The following is a 17,009-nucleotide window of genomic DNA, read 5'->3' as shown; positions in this document are numbered from 1 at the left end:
TACCTCAGCGGGCTGGAGCCTGATTCTTGAGACCTACTTCTGGAAGCTGATCTCGATTTTCAGACTCGACGCTTCGTCCGGCATCTGTTCGAACAGATCCTGGACTTTCGTGTAGTCCTGTTCGGCCCGCAGTGTCAAACCATTCGTCTTTAGTTAAGACTCACACCTCGGTTGCGTAGCGGTAGCGAGCGTCTCTTGTAAGATCGGTCGTTGCTTGTGGATCTTCTGTGCGTCCTTGATCAGCCGCTCCAACAGCGGCGGTGGCGAATAACCGAGGTGCTCACCGAGGTCGTGGAGGATGAGCTGGGCGTGCGACCGGAAGGTCGCCGCCCAGCGCTCCGGTGGAAACACGAGCTCATCGTCAGCCTGCTCGGTGACCAGATCCAACAAATCACGGCTCACAAGCAGTGACAGCAGCGCTGCGTACAGTAAGATCTTCACCACGTGCTCGTTGCTCGTGTCGAACTCGTCCAGGTCGTACTGCGTCTTCAACTCACGGAACAGCAACTCAACTTCCCACCGACACCGGTAGATCTGCGCTAGGTCTGCCGGAAAGAACTCCTCTCTCGACAGATTCGTCACGTACAGATGGTAGTCGTCGGCGTCCTCGTTGCGGACGCCGACGACGCGGAACCGCTTCGTATCCAGCGAGCGCGTCCCCTCGTACGGCCCGCGCTTGAACTCGACTTCGACCTCCACATCGATGTACCTCCGGTCGAGATCATCGAGAACAGCTCGGAGCTGCTTGCCTTCTAAGGGAATGGCGCGCCCGCGCCATTCCCGTAACTCCTCCGTTATCACCGGATTCGCGTTCTGTTTCAGCCGGCTCACGAAGGAGCCGCCGTTCTCGTCGATCAACGCAAACCGGCGGTACTTGAAGTACGCCAAGTCGAACAACACGAGGCGGTTTTCAAGCCACGTGCCTGTCTTGAACAGCGTGCTGTCGTGTGTTTTCTCGTCGGTTACGTCGAGCCGTTCAATCGTCTGGTCAGTAGCATTGTGGAGCAGGTGGAGCTTCGCTCCAGCCTGCTCCTCGTGACGGGCTTCGTACTCATCGGAGAGAAACTCGTGTAACCGCAACACCGTTCCATCAGCGATCATCACGTCCTTGAACCGGTCGATATCAGCACCGACAGCGTCTGGGACTGCGACCTCGTCGAGACCTCGCTCGACGAGGTCACGGAGGTACTCCACGAGCGACGGTGTCAACCGCTGGTAGAAGCCGCCGGGAGAGATCGGCTCGTCAGCTGTCGAGTTGTAGCTGCGACGAAACCCTGCGAGTGTTCGGCGTTCGCCTGCGGCGAAGCCGAACACGAACGACCAGACGAAGGCGGGAATCTGGAGCTTGCGATCACGTTCGACCACGCCGAGTTCCTCGGCGTGCTCTTCGAGGAACTCAGATGGAAAAAGCGTAGTGAGCCGACGCATAATCCGAGATGAGGAGGTTTCGTGGTACACACTCGTTGCCTCCTCGTTCCTTCCGCAAACATACCTCGATACGCCGCCGCTGTCATGCGGTTCGTCTCCTAACTAAAGACGGATGAGAAGAATACTATCCCAGTAAAAACCAAAATCAGATCCCAGAGAGTTGTCCTTGTACCTACACGGTAACTTGCCCGTCTTGTGGTTGTAAAATCCCGCTGATGCCGAAATGGTATATTCGGTACCGTCGTAGCTCTCAGGACGTTGTAGCCAAACCAAGAATAAACGATGGTGAAATCGAATATGACTGTTTGATTGATCCAAGTCAAAAAGAGCTAGATGGCTTTGACCCGTCTAACGGTCCCGTGTCCCGTGGCGGGGACGCGGAGTGTTTGAATTGTAATGTCGTCATGGAGAGCTCAGATGTGAAGGAATCCATCTCTCAAGGAGAGTTCGAATATGAGCTTGTCTGTGTGAAGTACGTTGATAATAGCGGAGATTACGGATACCGAGCCCCAACGGAAGAAGACAAAAAAGCGCTTAATAAGGCAGCTAATAAGGTTAAATCAGATTACAATATAGCAAGTCTCCTTGATATTCCAATCCCAGAAGGTGCAAAGTCTAGTGAGCCCTTACGATATGGGATAAAAAAGTGGAGGGATCTGTTTTCGCCAAGGCAACTGATCACCCACTACGAATTCTTGGATGCATATAACCACTTTAAACCGGATATCAAAGAAGAATACGATCAAAAAACCGCCGAGGCAATCCTGACAATTCTCAGTTTTGTGGCGAGTAAGACGGTTGACTACAACACACGTCTGTCAAGCTGGAATATGAACCGTGGATATCCAAATCACATATCTAAGGGGAAAAACTATGCATTCCAGCGAGTATTTGTCGATAATAATGCTTCTGTGGGAACGATGGGATATGAGTCCCACCTTCGCAAGATTGTTGACTCTTATGAGAAATTAGCTTCCTATCTACCTGAAAATTCTGAAGCTGCTCATCTCACTAACTCAGACGCAGCGAATCTGGAGTTTAAGGAGAATAGTGTCAATGCTGTAGTCATTGATCCACCTTACTACAGTAGTGTCATGTATTCTGAACTCTCAGACATGTTCTATGTGTGGCATAGAGAGTATCTAGATGATGTCCGTCCGGAATTCTTTAATTCACAACTGACAGACAAGAGTAATGAAGCAGTCGCTAACTCAAGTCGATTTGAAGATGTAGCAGGAGAATCATCAAAAAGAGAACTCGCCAACGACTTCTACGAACAGAAGATGAGTGAGATCTTCTCTGAGCTTTACCGAGTCCTTGAACCAGGCGGCGTTATGACGGTAATGTTCACACACAAGGAAACAGATGCCTGGGACACCCTGACGATGTCCTTGATTAATTCCGGGTTCACAATAACATCTACCCACCCGATCACGAGTGAGATGCCCCAGCGCGCAGGAATGCAGAAAAGCGCTTCAGCAGACAGTACGCTACTGCTTACAGGACGGAAACCTCAGAAGGAGCGAGATGCTACAAGCACAATTCCTACCCTCTGGACAGATGTTAAAAGTGACACTCGAAAAGCAGCAAAAGGTGCTGCCAGAGACCTGATCGAGTCTGGTCTTAGTCTCACGAAAACGGATGTTATTATCAGCGCCTTCGGTCCCACGTTGCGCGTCTTTGCAGACGCATATCCCGTTGTTGACGACGAGGACAACGAAGTACAGCCGCGTCGTGCTTTAGAAGAAGCTAGAGAAGCAGTCACCCAAGTTTTAGTTGACGAATACTTGGATGCAGAAGGAATTGAGGATCTTGATGATGTTTCTGAATGGTATATCCTCAGTTGGTTAGTACACGAATCGCAAACATTCCCTTATGATGAAGGGCATCAACTGGGACTAGGAATTGGCGTAGACATCGACGAAATCAAGCGAAGCACGAAGACTTGGCGAAAGAGTCGTGGTGATATTAGTTTACGTGGCCACTCAGATCGAGTTCAAAACATCAATAAAAAACCAGAGAATCGGTCGAGTCGCATTCCGGTGAACCCAGACGATCTCTCGTTCGGTCTCGCATTGGACAAAGTACATGCCGCGATGCACGTTTATGACGTGCAGGGTGAGAGTGCTTGCTGCGACTGGCTTCGTGAACGGAACTTCGATTCGGATTCGACATTCAAAGCGACGCTGAAGGCACTTCTTCAGGTACTCCCACACGACCACGAAGATTGGGAACTTGCTCGCGACCTTGCTGTCGGAAGAACCCGAGATGTCTTAGATCTCGACTTCAGTCCGAACGTCTTCGCTGACGACGGTGATGAAACTACACAGAGCGAGTTGACGGATCACTAACTGACTCCCACTCTATACCGATTCTCACGTAAGTGGGTTTTTGAATCGGTGCCGAGAACGCCTCTGTTAATGAAAGCGGTCGTTCTCACAGAGGAAGCACAAACGGTTTCAAAAGCCGCTGATGACCCACAACTGCTTGAATACTACAAAGGCCAGTTTCGACCAGTTGCTACTCTCGTGGACGAACTCACCGACATCGTCGAAACCGACGTGTACATTCTCTCCGACGAGCACGGACTGTGCGAAGGGCGAAGCACTCTCTCAGAAGTTGAAGAAGCATCGAAAGGCGAGATGCGACAAGACGCTCAGAAACTCCTCAGAGACGCTGTACCTGACGCGGATGTGGTCGTCGTGTTGTTGACGAAGAGAGCATTCATGGATGTCGTCGAGCCCATTTGGGACGAGCTCGTGGAGACTACGAAATCGGGGGCAATCTGGGGCCTCGGACTCCCGCGAAGTGCTCTAGATAGCGTGGACCTTGATTCACTCCGTACGAAGAACGATCTCTATGTGTACCGTCGCTCCGGTGTTGCCAGACTTGGAACAGAAACCCGGAACCAGCTGTTAGCCGCTGTTGAGGAGCGTAGTCAGGGATAGCCCGACAATTCTCAAGGCACTCCGTCTGGCGAGTATATTTCGTTTGCTATCCCCTCACAGGCACACGTTTATAAACTGACTCCCACATTATTCGACAGAACTCATCTCGATGTCGCTTCCATCGTACACCTGGGAGTCTATCTACGAAACACGGCCACAGGAAGACGGTGCGTATCTAGTAGACGAATTCTACGTGCCTGCACTCCAGCGCTCCGTTCGCTACGACCGCGTCGCCGGGTACTTCTCCAGCAGCGCGCTCGCGGTCGCGTCCCGAGGAATCGACGCCCTCCTCAAGAACGACGGCGAGATGAGGCTCGTCGTTGGGACCGAACTCTACTCTACTGACCGACCTGTCTTCGAGGCGCTCACCGACGAACTGACCGACGAGCTCGAAGAGCTGGAGGACGAACAGTTGGATGCACAGCTCCAGCTCCTCGCTCGGCTTCTCCGAGAAGGACGTCTACAGATCAAGGTCGCCGTTCCCCGGGAAGGGTCCTGGCGCATCTTCCACCCGAAGATGGGGATCTTCCACGACGACGATGGGAACGCGCTCTCGTTCGAAGGGAGCGTGAACGAGACCGTTGGCGGGTGGAAGAACAACTACGAGCGGTTCAAAGTCCACCGCTCGTGGGTCGACCAGCAGTCGACGTACGTCGACGGCGACATCGATACCTTCGACCGACTCTGGGAGAACGAACACCCCTACGTCGAGGTGTACGACCTCCCGGAAGCCATCGAGAAGGAACTCATCGACTGGAAGGATCCGGACTCGCAGACGAAACTCGAGGAAGCGATTCAGATCGCCCGTGGTGAGGCACCACCGACGGAACGGGACAAGGCAAATATCATCGCCGATGGGCATCTCTCTCCTGGCGGACTCGCACTTGCCGAGGAGGGCAGCACGATTACGCCGTGGCCGCACCAGCGCGTCGTGTCCGATACGCTGGTCAACACCTACCCGAACAGCTTCCTGCTCTGTGACGAGGTCGGCCTCGGGAAGACCATCGAAGCCGGACTCACACTCTCCCGGCTCGGGCTGACCGATGAGCTCGAGACCGGACTGTTGCTCGTCCCGGCAAGCCTCACTGTTCAGTGGCAGGAGGAGATGTGGGAGAAGTTCAATCTGAACACCTACCGCTACGAGCGAGGAAGCAACTACGAGTACGCCTTCATCGATGCGTTCGGACGCGAACACTCCCCGCCTGGAGCGTCTGAACTCGACCTCCGGGGCCAAGAACGAGAACAGGCCTGGGTGGAGAGCCCCATGTGGCGATTTCTCCACGAACATCAGGACAGTGACGAGAACAGCGGCCCCGCGATCGTCATCATGTCCTGGCATACTGCGCGACTACGTGACCGATGGGATCAGGTCGCCCCCAAGGATGGCGGCCAGACGCGAACACGCGACGAGGTGCCTGCGAGTTGTCGCGGCCGGCAGACGTCAAACCGAGAGGGTGTGTGGGACGCAGTCATCGTCGACGAGGCCCACAACGGACGCAAGGGGAGCAGCTTCTACTCGATGCTGGAACGTCTTCGCGACCACACGCAGGCGTACTATCTCCTTACCGCGACGCCCATGCAGCTGCACGCGGGCGAGTTGTACGATCTGATGTCCTTGCTCGACCTCCCGGGCGAGTGGGACAATCAAGACGAGTTCGTCGAGTTCTTCGAAACCCGCCGTGCGCTCACGAAGGCGCTGGACAAGGAGCTGGGTAGCGATAGCACCTCGAACGACGAATCGTGGTCCGCACAGGCGACGCTCACCGAAAGCCGGTATCAAGACCGGCTCCCTGGTGAACGGAGCCTCTCCGACCTCGTGTTCGACGCGGTCGGCACCGAACTGGACGTGGGTGACGACCAGCAGGCCCGGTCTATCGCCAAGCAACGCGTGCTTCGGGCATGTGACCTCGCCAGTGACTACGGCGAACACTACGATGGGTACATCGACGTGTTCGAATCCGCGATGGACGAGCACGACGTCGATCCATTCGACGCCAAAGAGGACGAGAAGCTGAAGTACCTCCTGTATCCTGCGTGGAAAGCGGATGAGGAGTGGCTGACGTTCTCGCGGAACGAACGCCTTGCAGCGCTCGACGAACTCTCGGAATCGGGCTGGAAGGTCGTTCAGGACGTTCTCGGGGAGTCGACCCCTGTCGATGCGCTCATCCATCGGAATACCCGTGACACTCTCCGCAAGTACGAGCGCGTGGGACTCCTTGATGCGACTGTCCCCGACCGGAATCCAGAGCAGCACAAAATTGAGCTGACCGACGAAACGCGCCGCGTGTACGACCGGATCGACGATTACACGAGGAAGTTCTACAAGCTCGCGCAGCAGTCCGACGAGGCAGAATCCCGGGCGATTGGGTTTGTGATGACGACGTACCGTCAACGACTCACCAGCAGCGTCTATGCGATCTCGCAGAGTCTCCAGAATCGTCTCAAGAAACTCCGGGGACAGCGGACAGTGCTCAGGGGGAAACAGCGTGCTCAGGAAGCGGATTCGGGCGGCTCTCGTCAGGTGGTGATGGAGACGCTCTCCGAGTACGATCTCGAGGATGTGGAGGCGCTGGAAGAACTGGAGGGCGACTTGGAAGATGCTGATCTCGCTGAGATCATCCCCAACGTCACTGACGAAGGGCTCCACCTCTTAGACCAAGAGATCGAGGAACTGGAGTCGTTCGTCGACGAACTGGCGGAGATAGACCAGGACCCCAAAATCGGCCAACTCATCGACGATCTCAACGAACTGGATCACGAGGGGCACAACCGGGCGATCATCTTTACGCAGTATGCGGACACGATGGACTTCATCCGTCAGAGCCTCGTGTCTATCCACGGTGAGACTGTCGCGACCTACTCTGGCCGCGGCGGCGAGATGTACGATGGCGACTCGGGGTCGTGGACTCACGTCGGCAAAGAGCGGGTGAAGCGCGAGTTCGCAGCGGACGATGGGCAAGTCGATATTCTCGTCTGTACGGACTCCGCCAGTGAGGGGCTGAACCTTCAGGAGTGTGGCGCTCTCATCAACTACGATCTCCCGTGGAATCCGATGCGTGTCGAACAGCGTATCGGGCGAATCGACCGTATCGGACAGCGGTACGACGAGGTGACGATTCTCAATTACAGCTACGAGGACACGGTCGAGACGGACATCTACGAGCGACTGGACGCACGGATTGGTCTCTTCGAAAACGTTGTTGGCGATATGCAGCCGATCCTCTCTGGAGTCAGCAGCCAGATTCGTTCCGCGACGCTAGAGACGGAGCGGGATGAAAGCCGAGATGCGGTTGAGCGAGCTGATAAGGAGTTCTCTGACCGGATCGAGAAGCAGGAAGAGAGCGACAGGGTTGATGTCGGTGAATCGCTGGACGACATCGATGAACCCCTCGCCCAAGACGTAATTGACGAGGCGAAGCTCGATGCCTGGGAATCGTTCAACCATCCAGATATCCTCGATGTCGGTGCTGACGACTACGACGCAGATACGCCGTTCACTGTGCAATCCCTTGAGTCGGTCTTGACCAGCAGCGAAGCTCTCGTCGATGCTGGAATCCGATTCACGAGCGTCGACGAGCTCGGGATAGATGTGACTGACACCGAATACGGGGACGGCTTCGAGTTCGGAGAGTGTACGTACCGACTGGAAGTCAGCGACATAGAGTCTATTCCAGAGTTGGACACAGAGGGGACTCTGGCTTCCGTGATTGCTCCGGACGATGAGGAGGTTGCAGTGACGTTCTCGGACGAATGTGCGGATGAGTTCCCATCGCTTCACTATCTCGCGCCCGGAAACCCGTTATTGCGGCATCTTGTCGAGACTTGGAGGACGACCTCGGATGGGACTGAGCGACTGGTGAAATTCACCGAGTCTAAAGGACAGTCGTCCCGCCCGGTTGTCTGCGGCTGGGGTAGAGACGGCACTATCAGCGTGGTTGGAGACGACGGCACTGTCGCAGAAGCAACCACTGTGACCGAACTGTCCAATTGGTACGACGATTTCGTCGCGAATCGGGAACAGTATAGCGCCGATTGAGAGAGAAGTGAGCGAAGAGGTGTTCGAGACGACTCTCCGGGTCATCGGCCCACTCTGGCGTCCTAGATTATCTGTCGAACTCAGCTTGTGTCTGCGCTTCGATTTCCTCACGAAGCCGCCTGTCCAGGCAGGATTTGAGCTCTCCGAGCGATCCGTCGCCACTCCCGGCGCTGAATTCGACGCCGGTGTCAGCTTCGATTTCGGTGAAATAGAGACTCGTCGTAACCGGACGGTCGTCGAACGCCGCGACCATCAGAGCGTACGCCTCGAGTTGTGGCTGGTAGTACTCGGTCTTCTGCTCCAGTTTCGATTCGTCGACGCGCCCGGTCTTGTAGTCGACCACAGTGGCTGTCTCGTCACCGAGGACGAGGCAGTCGATGATTCCGGAGATTGAGCCGTGGGCCAGTTCCACGCTTGCCTTGAGTTCGCGATAGACGGCGTCGTCGCTGTCGGCCACGTGACGGACGTATCCGTTCGCTCGCTGAGCGTGCTCAGCGACGCGGTCGCGGTCGTCTGCGGTAACCACTCCCTCGTAGTCCATCGACCGGAGAGCGTCGTCGATGATGTCGTCCCAGCGCTCGGGTGGATGCTGGAGTTCACAGATTCGGTGGACCGCTTCGCCGAAGAAGCGGCCGGACAGCTCGGTCGGCCCATCTCCCTCTTCTGCGGGCGTATCGTCGTCTTCGTCCCACTCGGTGTCGTCGTCAGTTCCTCGTCGGTAGTGGACGATACGGTTCGCTTCGTCGAACACCAGTTCGCCGTCTTGGTCCTCTCCCAGAACGTCCGCGACTTGGAAGGGCGAGAGGCGGTATTGGATGGGGCCGGGCTGTCGCTCCGGTATCTCGACAGAGGTTGGTGGCGCCTCGACATCGACATCCTGTGTCTGAGGCACTCCTGGCTGCGGGAGCCGAACCGAGTAGGTGGGCCCGTCCCGGTCGGGGTCCTCGCTCCGGGTGAGCGAGTCGACGTGCAGCTGATCAGTCACCTTCCCGTTAGCCTCAAGAGTGGCGAGTAACTCCTCGTCACCGAGCAGTGACTCTTGCACGAAGTCGCTCCATCGGGTTGGTTCGTCGCTATCCGGTTCTTGCAGGGTGGTGAGTGATTCGTCGTCTTCGGTCCCGTGCGTGCCGGCCAGAATCAGGTGGTCCCGGGCGCGCGTACAGGCGACGTACAGCGTGCGCTTCTCTTCTGCACGTAGCTTGGCGAGTCGACGCGCTTGGAGTCCCTTCTTCGCGACAGTGTCGTTGGAGTCGAAGGGATCGTCACTGTCGGGAACAGAGAGACCGAGTGCTGGCCGGTCGTTCACGTCTTCGAACTCGGTACCACCGGCGAGTGGTGGGTCGGTGTTGAATTTGTCACCGAGGCCAGGTACCATGACGACGGGGAACTCTTCGCCTTTCGCGGCGTGGACAGTGAGTATCTGGACCCCGGTTTCGCCGTCGGGAATCGCGGCCTCCGGGTCGTAGTTGGTGAACTCCTGACGTTCGTCGAGGCGTGTGACGAGTGAACGGAGACTTCCGGCGTCGCTGACGGCTTCACGCAGGTACTCTTCGAACTGTTCGACGTTAGCGAGTGCCTGTCGCGGTCGTTCGTCAGCACTGAGACTCACAAGGTAGCCAGTTGCATCAAGCGCAATATCGAGAATCTCGCCCCACGAGTCGACCTGTGGACCGGCGGTGTCCTCAGTGGCACCAGCGAGCGCTCGCAACTCGGCAAGCAGGGAATGACTGCGTGCGAGTTCCGGGTCGTCCGTCTCACCGACCGTTTCCCAGACGTCGCCTCCTTCCACGACCGGCGCGAGCTCGTCATCGGTGAAGCCGAACATCGGAGAGCGAAGCAGTCCGAACAGGTGAATGTCGTCTGTCGGGTCGGCGAGAACGCGGAACAGGTTCGTGAGCGTCCGCACTTCCGGCGTGTCGAAGTAGCCCTCTCCCTGGACGACGGTGTAGGGAACTTCGTGGTCGTCGAACGCGCGCTTGAACTCGTCGAGGTGGGTTCGTTTCCGGATGATGACCGCGATGTCGTCGTACGTCACCGGCCGGCTCTCCGGGCGGTCGTCCGGATCAGGTTCGTAGACCTGTGTCTCGTCGTCGACGAGGCGCGTAGCACGCGCTGCGACGGACTGCGCTTCCGTCCACCGTCGTGCCGAGGGTGGTGCATCGTTGAGCGGGTGACCAGGAGCGAGGACGTTCGGTCGGAGGTCGTCGTCCGGGACGAACAGGTACTCCACAGTCGGCGTCACGTCATGAGGGTTGTCTCGTCGGGGACGGAGGGGTTGGGGTGCTGCCTCGAAAGCGTCGTCCGCCTCGTCATCAAAGACGTCCTCGAAGAGACTGTTCAGGAAGCGGAGTAGTGGTGGGAGCGTTCGGAAATTGTCCTGAAGCTGGTACCCGACAACATCGTCCCCTTGACCTGTCGTTGCTGTGTTCTCGCTCCCATTTGCGCCGACGAGTGCGCTCCGTGCTTCGTGGAAGACGGCGACGTCCGCATTCCGGAAGCGATAGATCGACTGTTTCTCGTCGCCGACTGCGAAGACGTTCTGCGCGCTGTAGGGGGTATCGTCGGTGGCGAGGCTGGTGAGTGACTGAACGATGTCCCACTGGTTCGGGTCGGTGTCCTGAACTTCGTCGATCATGACGAAGTCGAACTGGTCGGCGAGAGACTCGCGAACGGCGTCGTTTCCACGCTCCGGATGCAGGAGGTTCCGTGTCTGCTGTACCAGATCGGTGTAGTCCAAGACGTTCCGATCGTGCTTCCGCGCGTCGTACCTGCGAACGGCCTCGTCGAACAGACGAGCTAACGCGAAGTAGTACGGCGCGCCCTCGCGGTCGACGGTGATATCGAGACCGTCACCCTCCGCAGATCGGTGTGTCGCATCCAGTCGTTCAACGATTTCGGCGACGACTTCGCCGATACGGTCGGCGTCTTCGTCGGTACCGCTCCAGTCTCCCTTCACCGGGGTGTAGTCCGCGTACTCGTCGTGCCGGGATTTGGTGAGATCGTCACACACGTCGTAAATCCGCTCTCGGCGGTCACGAACGGAATCCAGGGCGTCCAGCTCATCGAAGAGTCTGACTGCGGCCCAGACGCGCTCGGTCCGCCCACCGGCATCAGTCTTGTCGAGGTCGGCAACGAGCTCCTGGAGTTCCTCCACGAGCGCTCGGAGCGTCTCGTCGGCGCAGAGCGCGTTTACCTCGTCGGCCGGGAACGGATGGAGTTCTTCTTCGACGTAGTTGACGTAGTCGTCGACGGTACGAGCAGGTGCGCTCCAGACCTCGGCCCAGGCCTCGCTGTCTGGGCGCTCACCGAACAGGTCTTCAAGAACCTCGCGCAGGGAATATTCCGAGAACGCATCCAGCAGGAGCATGACCTCTCGTGGTTCTTCTTCGATGAGTTCGTCGATGACGTCTCGTTGGAGGCGGCTCGCTTCGACGTCGTCGAGGGTATCGAATCCGGGGTCAAGTCCGGAGACTGCGGTCGCGTGTTCGGAGAGGATGCGCTGACAGAATGCGTGCAGCGTGTGGATGTACGCGTCGTCCAACCCGTTGAGAACATCTCGCCAGCGCTCGTGATCGGCGTCTGCGGTGGCGAGTCGATCCAAGACGCGTTCGCGGACGGTCTCTGTGAGGTCGCGTGCGGCTCGTCGTGTGAACGTCGTCACGAGGACGTTCTCGGGGAGGGAATCAGGATGGTCCTCCAGAAGCGCAAGGTACCGGAACGAGAGCGTCGTCGTCTTCCCGGTCCCAGCACCAGCCGTGAGTGGATAGTTCTGTGAGAGCGCCGTGACAGCGTCGCCCTGCTGGTCGGTGAGGTCGTCTCGGCGCATCAGTTCTCCCCCTCCTCGACCGTCGGGGTCCATTCTACGCCGCGAGCGATCGGCGGGACGTACGCATCTCGTCCCTCGGATTCCAGATTTTCCATGAAAAGCTGACGTCGGTAGGAGCGTATGTCGCAGGCGTCACGGAATTGACAGCTCGAACATCCGGCGTCGTCGGGGTCGTTGATCGTCGGATGGAACGTTCCTGCTTCGATGCCAGCGACGATATCTGTGAGGCGTTGCGGGACGATGTCGTCGAGGAACTCGCGGAAGCCTGCTCGGGTCTCGATGCTCGGTTTGTCCGAGCTCCGGTAGACCATGGGTGTCCCACCGTATCCGTCGCGGTACGAGTTCCCGCGCCAGCTCGCGTTCGGTGGGCCGTCACCGATGAACCCGATCTGGCCAGCGGTGCTACTCACCTTTCCGGGTTCCTTGAGCCGGTAGTACCCACCCCCGACGGCTTCGGTAACCTCGTCGACGTTCTCCTCGAGCATCTTCGCGTAGATGGGGAGTTGGAAGCTGAGTCCGTCCAATGTGTCGCGTTCGGAGGAGGTGTACCCCGTTTTGTAGTCACGGACGATGGTCCTGCCGTCGGATGTCGTTTCGCCGCGGTCGAGGACCCCGCGAATCGTAGTCCCGTCGACGTCGAACGAGAGTTTGGTTTCGAACCAGACCGGTGCTGCCGTGAGAGGGCCGTTTTGAAGTCGGCCATCCGGATCGACGTACAGCGCGAGCTCTTCTTCGATGAATCGGACGAGGATACCAGCGGGGCGGCCGTCGACGGCGGTCCGATTGTAGTACTCGTTTTGGTCGGCATCACCAAGGCCAGCCAGTAGTTCGAACAGCCAGCGGTCGTCGAACTCGTCGTCGACCGCTTGGAGTTCATCAACCGCGACGCGGAGGAGTCGCGTCTCCAGATCTTCTTGGTCGAACCCGGTGAGCGAAACTGGAGACCCGACCTCGTCCCGGAGCTCCGTGTAGAACCGTTCCAGAACATCGTGAACGTAGTGTCCGCGGTTGATCGGCCCCTCGTCGCGGTCTTCTTCCTCCAGCCCGAGGACTTCCTTCGCGTAGAACCGGAACGGGCAACTGGCGTATCGTTCTACCTGCGTCGGCGAGAGTCGGTCGAGCTGGAACGAAAGGCTCTGCGCTGTCTCGGGAGTGAGCCAGCCCGTGTGCTCTGACGGCCGCGCAAGCCCGCGATCAGACGCTGTCTGGATCCCGTCGATTACTCCCTCCCCCGGTGCTGCCTCCGTACTGAGCCAGTCACTGCTTCCGGCCGCCTCCGCGAACAGTTCGGTCGACGACGCGGCAGTCGCATACTCGCCGAGTGTTTCGGGGCCAGCACGAGCGCCGGCGGTCGCGAGCGCTCGCTGTGCGTCTTCTCGCGCCCCAATTTTGTCTCGGCGACCGGTCGGTGCCTGTCCAACGAGGTGACCGAACTCGTCTCGTCGCTGTGGTTCAGTGTCGGTGATTCGACGGAATTCCGCAAGGATGCCGGCATCGATATACTCTGTCCCGTCCAGTTGTTGTTTCGGCCGCGAGAGCGTGACTGACTCTGCGGCAGCGACGAGGCTTGCGATACGGTACTCAGCGCGCCGAGCTTGGTCGGCTTCGGCAAAGTCTGGGTGTGCGTCGGTGACGGCGTTCACGAGTGCGAGTCGGTTCGCAGACCCTGGGAAGTGTGACGCAGTCAGCCCGAGGACGAACACGTGGTCGAACGTCCGCATCCCGAGTTCCGCCGCGCCGAGCACTTCGACTCGCCCATCGCGAATTGTCGAATCATCGGTGACGGAGACGGCACCGAGTGCGTGTCGGGCGCGTTCGAGGTCGTCCCCGTCTCCTGTCCGTTCGACGGCGTTGAGGACTCGCTCAGCACTGCGATAGACGACCCGTTGTGACCCGGTCGTCGTTCGATCTTCCACGGTGTCCTTGATTCCGAGACACGCAACGAAGTGGCGGTAGGCTTCGACGCCTCCGTCATCTTCGACGGTTTCTGCTTTGGCGAGAAGTTCGTCGATGGCCGCTCGGTACGGCTCCTCGACGTCACTGAGTTCTTCCACGTCCGCAATCGCGTCGTATGCCTGTTCGCTATCGATGGTCTCCCAACTCGGCAGCACCGGCTCTACGAGCGGATTATCGAGGAGACTGCGAAGGTCATCAGTGATTCCCGTCTCGGTGTCATCGAGCAGCTCTAGCGCGGTCAAGAGAGCAGCACCAACCGACGTTCCATCCAGATCGTAGTCCCGAGCGACAGCGTATGGAACGGATCGCGAAGAGAACTCACCGGCGAGACGGTGGGCATACGCTGACGGCGCAGTCACGACCACGCCGATGTCGTTTGGGTTGACACCGTCACTCAGGAGTTCCTGTACCTGCCGACCGGTATACCGGACTTCACCCGGAAGTGAGGACAGGACGACGGTTTCGGCAGTCGTCTCATCCAGGGAGAGTGTGTCGGCATCAGGACGGAACGGTGCGCACGCTAACCGTCGGTTCGCCGGTGGGCGAGACTCACGGGCCGCGACCGTATCCGGTTCGAATCCGAGGTCGTCGACGAAGAACTCCCATGCGGGGGCCGTTGCGACGTCGACGCCGTTCGGAGCGGCTGTTCCGGTCAATCGGGGGAAGGTCGCCGCCGTTGGCCAGGTTTCGGTGATTGTTTCGACGACGCGCGATGCGAGAATGGAAAACGTGTCGAAACCTCCGATGATGACCGCGTCTGTGTGTGGAAAGCACTGAGCAGGATTGGAGTTGGCTACCCGTCGGTACCGCTCTGCCCAAAGGGTCATAGATGAACCGTCGGGGAGCCGTTCTCGTCCGTCGTAGAACCGCTCGGTGATGGCCTCAAGTTCGGAACTCAGATTGATTAGCCCTTCTTCAATTAGGCGGTTGCGGACAGCTTCAGGTGAGAGCAGCCCGGCGAATTCGACGAGACTCAGGAGGTCCTCAATCTGCTCGATGAGACCAGTCGGAGGCAGTCCGTCCCCTTCCATAAGCGACCACTTGGAAGGTAAGTCCAAGAGAGCCTGTTCGACGAGCCGGAGACGGGTTGGCTGGTCCATCCGTGAGGCAGCACCGCCGATCTCTTCCCTATCGTAACACCGGTCGACGAATTCGTCGAGGGTGAGCGCAGTGAGTTCCAGCGGCCGGCCGACGCCTTCCCACTGCGCTTCGATTTCTCGGAGACGATGAGGTTGATTCGCGATGTAGAGGACGCTTTCAGGATTTCCGTCCGAGTGGTTCGCGGCCCAGTTGAGCGCTGTCCGATCAACTGTAACAGCATCTGGGCCACAGAGAAGCCGAGACATTTCTTCTAAGTAGTGTGTCGACTAAACCACATAATGCTACCTGAAACTCAGGAGTTTGTCTGTATAGTACGAGGAGAGAGCGAACAAGCTGTCATCAGAACTAATCACACCCACCTACCGAAGAACAAGTGCCATGTGCCGAATATCAAAATTTGAGAGATGGTCTGGAACTCCCTCAGAATGGCGAATCTAATACTAGGAACCAGTAAGTTTGACCATCTCGGCGAAGATCGACAATCTTAGCCATCAACAACAGGTCATTCGATAATCACAGCGAAGGGTGCTTTCCGGAAGTTCCCGGAAAGGAGAATTTTCTACAAACAAAACCACGCGACATCGCCGTAATCTCGGTGCCGAAGGAGCCATCAATCGGGTTGTTACCGGAAAGATCCCTATCACGTTTTTAGTATTAGCCGGAAAACCAGTCTAACAGATCAAGATGATTCGTGATGCTCGCGTGCTCCGCGCCGGGTTCGTCCCTCGGGAAGTCGAGCATCGCGACGCCGAAGTCAATCACCTCTCCAGCGTTCTCGAACCAATTACGAACGGTGAACCCGCCGACACCGCCATCGTCACCGGTCCCAGCGGGGCTGGCAAGACCTGCATCGCGCAGTTTGTCACTGAACGTCTCCGAGAAGAGGTCCTCGACGTCGAGGCGACCTATGTCAACTGCTGGCGCAACTACACCCGATTCCGCACCCTCTACCAGATTCTTGACGACCTTGGCGCGACAATCGATATCCACCGGCAGTCGACCCCGCACGACGAACTCGTCGACCGCCTCCAGCAGCACGACGGCCCTCGAACCGTCGTTATCCTCGACGAGGTCGATCAACTCGAAGATCTGAGCGTTATTTACGACCTCCACAGCCTCCCGCAGTTCGCCATCATCTGCATCGCAAACAAGGAAGAAGAGCTGTTCAGCCAAGTCGACGAGCGACTCGTGAGTCGCCTGCGCTCCAGCGAACACGTCCGAATGGACAAGTACCACGACAAGCAACTGTATGACATCCTGAGTGCTCGCGCAAGATGGGGTCTCGAAGAGGACATCATCACCGACGACCAGCTCTACCGGATCGCCGATGCGGCCGCCGGCGACGCCCGGCTCGCAATCGGCATCCTACGAACGGCGGCCGGAAAGGCGGATCGCGAGAACCACGAGCGCATCACCGACGATATCCTCCTGAACGCCGCCGAGGACGCCCGTGCCCAGATTAAGCAGAAGAGCCTTGACTCGCTCACGCCGCACCAGCGGATCGTCTACGATATCGTTCGCGAGCACGGCCCACTCGGGCCGAGCGAAATTCACGATCGCTACACGGAGGAAGCCGACGATCCCCGGACGAAACGAACAGTCCGGACATACCTCTCGAAGATGGCTCAGTACAACCTCCTCAAGGCGGAGGGAACGAGTCGGGACCGGGAATACTCGCTCGTGGATTCGGCTGCTGCGTCGCCGATGCAGTGAC

The 17,009-nt window shown here is 58.0% G+C and carries 7 protein-coding genes; 4 read left to right on the top strand and 3 right to left on the bottom strand.

The window, feature by feature from the left end; all coding sequences use genetic code 11:
- Positions 1-153 precede the first annotated feature (153 nt).
- Positions 154-1,428, bottom strand: coding sequence for an IS4 family transposase (locus ACSG06_RS17455; RefSeq protein WP_050033929.1), 1,275 nt, complete (start codon positions 1,426-1,428; stop codon positions 154-156).
- Between the two features lie 419 nt (positions 1,429-1,847).
- Here ACSG06_RS17455 and ACSG06_RS17450 point away from each other — a divergent pair, with 419 nt between their 5' ends.
- From ACSG06_RS17450 to ACSG06_RS17440, 3 genes are all read left to right on the top strand, one after another.
- Positions 1,848-3,779 (top strand): DUF1156 domain-containing protein, encoded by a 1,932-nt coding sequence (locus ACSG06_RS17450; RefSeq protein WP_440991567.1) that lies wholly within the window; start codon positions 1,848-1,850, stop codon positions 3,777-3,779.
- Between the two features lie 69 nt (positions 3,780-3,848).
- Positions 3,849-4,376, top strand: coding sequence for a hypothetical protein (locus tag ACSG06_RS17445; RefSeq protein ID WP_440991566.1), 528 nt, complete (start codon positions 3,849-3,851; stop codon positions 4,374-4,376).
- Positions 4,377-4,485: 109 nt separating this feature from the next.
- A complete protein-coding gene (locus ACSG06_RS17440) occupies positions 4,486-8,412 on the top strand; it encodes a DEAD/DEAH box helicase (protein WP_440991565.1) in 3,927 nt (1,308 codons plus the stop codon).
- A 67-nt stretch (positions 8,413-8,479) separates the two neighbouring features.
- On the opposite strand, the gene ACSG06_RS17435 is transcribed toward ACSG06_RS17440, so the two are convergent.
- Together ACSG06_RS17435 and ACSG06_RS17430 are read right to left on the bottom strand one after the other, a co-directional pair.
- Positions 8,480-12,238: a UvrD-helicase domain-containing protein gene (locus tag ACSG06_RS17435; protein ID WP_440991564.1), complete on the bottom strand. Its 3,759-nt coding sequence runs from the start codon at positions 12,236-12,238 to the stop codon at positions 8,480-8,482.
- Positions 12,238-15,540, bottom strand: coding sequence for a PD-(D/E)XK nuclease family protein (locus ACSG06_RS17430; RefSeq protein WP_440991563.1), 3,303 nt, complete (start codon positions 15,538-15,540; stop codon positions 12,238-12,240). The genes ACSG06_RS17435 and ACSG06_RS17430 overlap by 1 nt, the downstream gene beginning before the upstream one ends.
- A 439-nt stretch (positions 15,541-15,979) precedes the next feature.
- Between ACSG06_RS17430 and ACSG06_RS17425 the strand changes: the two genes are divergently transcribed.
- Positions 15,980-17,008 carry a Cdc6/Cdc18 family protein gene (locus ACSG06_RS17425; protein ID WP_440991562.1) on the top strand — a complete coding sequence of 343 codons (1,029 nt, stop codon included), beginning with the start codon at positions 15,980-15,982 and terminating at the stop codon, positions 17,006-17,008.
- The last annotated feature ends 1 nt before the right edge of the window (position 17,009 follow it).

Origin of the sequence: Haloarchaeobius baliensis (genome assembly GCF_052060055.1) — an archaeon.
Taxonomy (GTDB): Archaea; Halobacteriota; Halobacteria; order Halobacteriales; family Natrialbaceae; genus Haloarchaeobius; species Haloarchaeobius baliensis.
The sequence above is the reverse complement of the archived record's forward strand: the minus strand, read 5'-3'. Positions and strand labels throughout refer to the sequence as shown.